Annotated in this window: 4 protein-coding genes; 1 reads left to right on the forward strand and 3 read right to left on the reverse strand. The window is 73.3% G+C overall.

What is annotated here, in order from left to right; genetic code table 11:
* Nucleotides 1-1,570, reverse strand: a 1,570-nt coding sequence (locus FNH05_RS32565) for a PEP/pyruvate-binding domain-containing protein (protein WP_144592682.1), incomplete at its 3' end; no start/stop codon positions are given.
* A 185-nt stretch (nt 1,571-1,755) separates the two neighbouring features.
* Between FNH05_RS32565 and FNH05_RS32570 the strand changes: the two genes are divergently transcribed.
* Nucleotides 1,756-2,217 carry a universal stress protein gene (locus tag FNH05_RS32570; protein ID WP_144592683.1) on the forward strand — a complete coding sequence of 154 codons (462 nt, stop codon included), beginning with the start codon at nt 1,756-1,758 and terminating at the stop codon, nt 2,215-2,217.
* 6 nt (nt 2,218-2,223) lie between these two features.
* Here FNH05_RS32570 and FNH05_RS32575 read toward each other — a convergent pair whose 3' ends face one another.
* Complete coding sequence (locus FNH05_RS32575; protein WP_144592684.1) at nt 2,224-3,963, reverse strand: SulP family inorganic anion transporter; 1,740 nt, start codon at nt 3,961-3,963, stop codon at nt 2,224-2,226.
* The gene (locus tag FNH05_RS32580) at nt 3,960-4,592 is read right to left on the reverse strand and encodes a hypothetical protein (protein ID WP_144592685.1); all 633 of its coding nucleotides are present in this window, start codon (nt 4,590-4,592) and stop codon (nt 3,960-3,962) included. Before FNH05_RS32580 ends, FNH05_RS32575 begins: the two co-directional genes overlap by 4 nt.
* Nucleotides 4,593-4,722 lie beyond the last annotated feature (130 nt).

A 4,722-nucleotide genomic window follows, 5' to 3' on the forward strand; every position in this document is an offset into this window, starting at 1 on the left:
GCAGGTACTCCGCCATCGAGTCCACAAAGGACCGCTCCTCGCCGTGCGCGAGCAGATCCCGCGGGTGCCGCCCGCCCAGCGCCTCGGTGAGCATGAACTCCGCCCGCAGCAGGCCCACCCCGTCCACCGGCAGCGCCGCCGCGTGCTCGGCCTGTTCCGGCATCGCGAGGTTGACGTAGACCCGGGTCGCCAGCGCTTCGGGCGCGGCCGGGGCGGGCGCGGTCACCGGCTCGGTCCGTGCCGCCGCCTTCCGCACCGCACCGGCACGGACCTCCCCGGCCGCCCCGTCCACGGTGACCTCCTGGCCGTCGGTGAGCACGCTCGTCGCGGTCTCGGTCCCGACCACGCACGGCACGCCCAGTTCCCTGGCCACGATCGCGGCGTGGCAGGTCATCCCGCCGCCGTCGGTGACCAGCGCGGCCGCGCGGCGGATGGTGGGCACCCAGTCCGGATTGGTCATCGGCGCGACCAGGACCTCCCCGCCGCGCAACTGCTTTCCCTGCTCGGGCGAGGTCAGCACGCGGACGGTCCCGCTCGCCGTTCCCGGCGAGGCAGCCAGCCCCCGCACCAGCACCTCCCCCGCGGATTCCGTTGTGGACTCTTCGGCGGTCCCCGCCTTCAGCGTGGTGATCGGCCTGGTCTGGACAAGAAAGATCGTCCCGCCGGAGTCGATGGCCCATTCGAGGTCCTGGGGAACGCCGTAGTGGTCCTCGACGCGGATCGCCAGCCGGGCCAGTTCCAGCACCGTCGCCGAATCGAGCACCCGCCGCCGGGCGGCGGGCTCGGGCAGTTCGACGCGGCTGTCGCTGCCGCCGGCACCGTGCACGATCTTGTACTTCTTGTCCCCCACCCGGACCTGCTCCAGCCTGAGGTCCTCCTTGGCGACCACGTAGGAGTCCGGCTCCACCGCACCCGAAACCAACGTTTCGCCTTGCCCGAACACCGCCTCGACGATCAGGCGGTGCCGGTCGCCGGTGCGCGGATCGGCGGTGAAGATCACCCCGGCCCGCTCGACCTCGACCATCTGCTGCACCACCACCGCGATCGCGGGCTCGCCGGTGAACCCGCGCTCGGCGCGATAGGTCACCACCCGGGGGGAGAAGGCCGAGGCCCAGCAGTCGACGAGGCGCTCCAGCACCGCGGCCTCGCCGCTGACGTTGGTGAAACTGGCGTTCATGCCGGCGAACGAGGCGTCCGCGCTGTCCTCGCCCGTGGCCGAGGACCGCACCGCGACCGTCACGTCCGGCCCCAGCGCCGCATAGGCTTCGAGCACGGCCTCGCGCAGCTCCGGCGACAGCGTCACCTTCCGCACCATGTCCTGCATCCGGCGGCAGTTGTCGGCCAGCCGGTCGGGATCGTCCCCGATGGTGAGGGTGGCCGCGTGCAGGCGGGCGAGTTCCTCCCGCACCCCGCCGTAGTCCATCGCCGCCCAGTAGCCCTCGCGCAGCACGACGAACCCGCCGGGCACCGGGAAGCCCGCCGCGGCGAGTTCCCCGAGGTTGGCCCCCTTGCCCCCGGCCGAAACATCATCCGCGACGCGGATCTCCGACAATCCCTTGACGACGTTCATCGCATTCCTCCCTGCGCTGCCGCCCTATCGGCGCGAGTTCAGTTTTTCCCCGCCGTTGCAGGGGATTCGAGAGCCTGAAGTCCCCTCCGGGAAGGCTTTGTGCCCTGGTGACCCGTCGATGCGGCCGCGCAGACTCCCCGGAGTCGGACGGGATGCCGAATGGGGCGCCGGACAGGGAGGAAACCATGACAAGCCAGCGCACGATCGTGGCCGGGGTCGACGGATCGGTCCAGAGCGAGGCGGCCCTGCGATGGGCACTGCAGGAGGCCACCGGGCACGACCGGGTGCGCGCGGTACTCGTGCGGGCCAGGGAGGACCTGCTGCCCGGCACGTCCTACGCGATCCAGCCGCACGGCCGCCGCCCGGTCGAGCGGGACGAGGACTACGCGACCCTGCTGCACAGCACGGTCTCGAAGGCCACGGGGCAGGCCGGGCAGGCGCCGCCGCCGACCGAGGTGGTGGCCATCGGGGACCCGGCCACCGAGCTGATCAAGGAGTCCGCCACCGCCGACCTGCTCGTGGTCGGCTCACACGGGGCGCGCCCGCTGGGGGAGCTGCTCGTGGGCAGCGTGGCGACGCAGTGCGTGCGGCACGCGCACTGCCCGGTCGTGGTCATCACCACCGAGTCGACGCACCGGCTGCGCTGAACGCGCTCAGAAGGCCGCCGGGCCGGGCGGCAGCACGCCGGGGGTGATCCCCTCCGGTGGCCGCCCGTGCCGCGCCTGGTACTCCCGGACGTATCCGGCCACCGCCGAGGGCAGCGTCGGGAACAGCCTGCCCTCGCCGATCTCCGCCGCCGCTCCCCCGGCTTCGAGCTGGTTCAGGAGTTCCCGTTTCACCCTGGCCATGGCGAAGGTGATCCCCCGCCGCCGCAACTCGGTGCGCAACTGGCCGAGCGCGTCCAGCGCGGTCACGTCGATTTCGATGTTCGCCTCGGCGTTGAGCAGGAACCATTCCGTGTCCGGTGCCACCGCTTCCAGCGCGCGGCGCCGGAAGTCCTCCGCGTTGGCGAAGCACAGCGGCGCGTCGTACCGGTAGACCACCAGTCCCGGCACCTTCACCGAACCCGGGTAGTCCCCCACGTCGTGCATGCCCGGCACGCCGGGTGCGTATCCGAGCACCGCGGCGTGCGGCCGCGCCATCCGCCGCAGCAGGTCCAAAACGGACAGTGTGATCGCGGCGAGCACGCCGTAGAGCACCCCCAGCCCGAGCACGCTCACCGTGGTCGCCAGCGCCAGCACCAGTTCACTGCGCCGGAACGCCGCGATCCGGCGGAACTCGCCCAGGTCGATCAGCCGCAGTGCCGCGTACACCACCACGGCCCCCAGCGCCGCCAGCGGGAACGCGGCCAGCACCGGTCCCGCCGCGAACAGCGCCACCACCACGGTGGCCAGTGCCACCAGCGAATACAGCTGGGTGCGGCTGCCCAGCGCCTCCCCGATCACCGTCCGGCTGCCGCTGCAGCTGACCGGGAACCCGCGGAACAGCCCGGTGAGCAGGTTGTTCGCGCCCAGTGCCCGGAGTTCACGGTCGGCGTCGACGGTCTCGCCCCGGCGCGCCGCGAAGGCGCGGGCGGTGAGCACCACGTCGGAGAACCCGACGATCGCGATCCCCACCGCCGGGAGCAGCAGTGACGTCAGGTCGTGCGCGCCCACCCGCGGCAGCGCCGGAGCCGGCAGGCCGGCGGGCACGGCGCCGACGACCGCGATCCCGGTGCCCGTCAGATCGAACACCGCGACCGCCCCGGCCGCCAGCAGCATGCCGATCAGCGGGACGGGCAGCTTCGGCGCGAGCCGGGAGCCGATCAGCAGGAAGGCCAGCACCGCGGCCCCCAGCGCCAGCGTGGGCCCGTGGAAGCCGGACAGGCCGGACAGCCACGACCGCAGTTGCGCGAAAAGGTTCTCCCCGGTCACCGGCACCCCGGTCAGCTTGCCCAGCTGGCTCACGATCATGATCACCGCGATGCCCGCGAGGTAGCCGACGAGCACCGGTTTCGACAGCAGGTCGGCGAGCACCCCGAACCGCACGAGACCGCCCAGCAGGCACAGCCCGCCGACCATCAGCGCGAGCATCGCCGCGAGCGCGGCGTAGCGCCCGGGGTCGCCGGCGGCAAGGGGCGCGACGGCGGTGGCGGTCAGCAGCGCCGTCGTGGATTCCGGGCCCACCGACAACTGGCGGCTCGACCCGATCAGCGGGTAGATCGCCAGGGGGCCGAGCGCGGTCCACAGGCCCACCACGGGGGGCAGCCCGGCGATCTCGGCGTAGGCCATGACCTGCGGGATCAGATAGGCCGCGACGGTGACCCCGGCGAGCAGGTCGGGTCGCAGCCAGCTTCGCCGGTATCCCCGGAACTGCGCCAGTCCGGGCAGCAGGCGCTCACCCGCTGCGCTCATGCCCGCGCCGCCCGGCCGAGCACCAGCACGGCCTGGGCGCACCCGTCCTCGGCACCGGTGGGCAGGAACCGGACCGGCACGCCACGGGACGCGGCGCTCAGCAGCACCCGGGCCAGCGCCATCCCGGCCGCCAGCTGGTCGGCCGGGCCGTTCCCGCGCGTGCTCAGCACGGCACGGTCACGCCCGGTGAAGCGCAGTCGTGCCCCTTCCACGGCGGCGGCCCGCTCCAGTTCCGCGCGGGTCACGCCGGTCAGCCGCGCGGCGGGCGCGGGCGCTTCGAGCGCCGCGGCCAGGCGCCGGTCCCGGGGCATCGGCGGGCGCGGGCGGGTGAAGAAGATCGTCGCGGGGCGCGACGGCGAGCCGCCGAGCCGGACGTGGGCCGAACAGCCCTGCACCCGCAACGCGAGCGCGAGCACGAAGATCGCGGCTCCCGTGTAGATCCGGGCGGCGCGGTCGTCGTGCCCGGGCACGACGTGCACGCAGCCGGGCCCGACCTCCAGCCGCCCGCCCTCGGGGGGCAGCGGCAGCCGTGCCACGGCGCGCAGCGCGATGTCCAGTTCTCCCGGCGAGGCCATCATGCCGACAACCTTGATCGGCGCGAGTCGTCGCGGAGAAGGGCCGAACGTCACCGGCGCCAGGGTCCATCGCGGAGCGCAACGTCCTCACCCCTGGGGACCTTCGACCGGCGCCCCGCGGCGGTTCCGGCAGCGATCATGGACATCGACTTCAGGGAGGAAAACCGATGAACATCTCTTCGAC

The sequence above is a fragment of the Amycolatopsis rhizosphaerae genome (assembly GCF_007713715.1).
In the GTDB taxonomy this organism is placed as follows: Bacteria; Actinomycetota; Actinomycetes; order Mycobacteriales; family Pseudonocardiaceae; genus Amycolatopsis_E; species Amycolatopsis_E rhizosphaerae.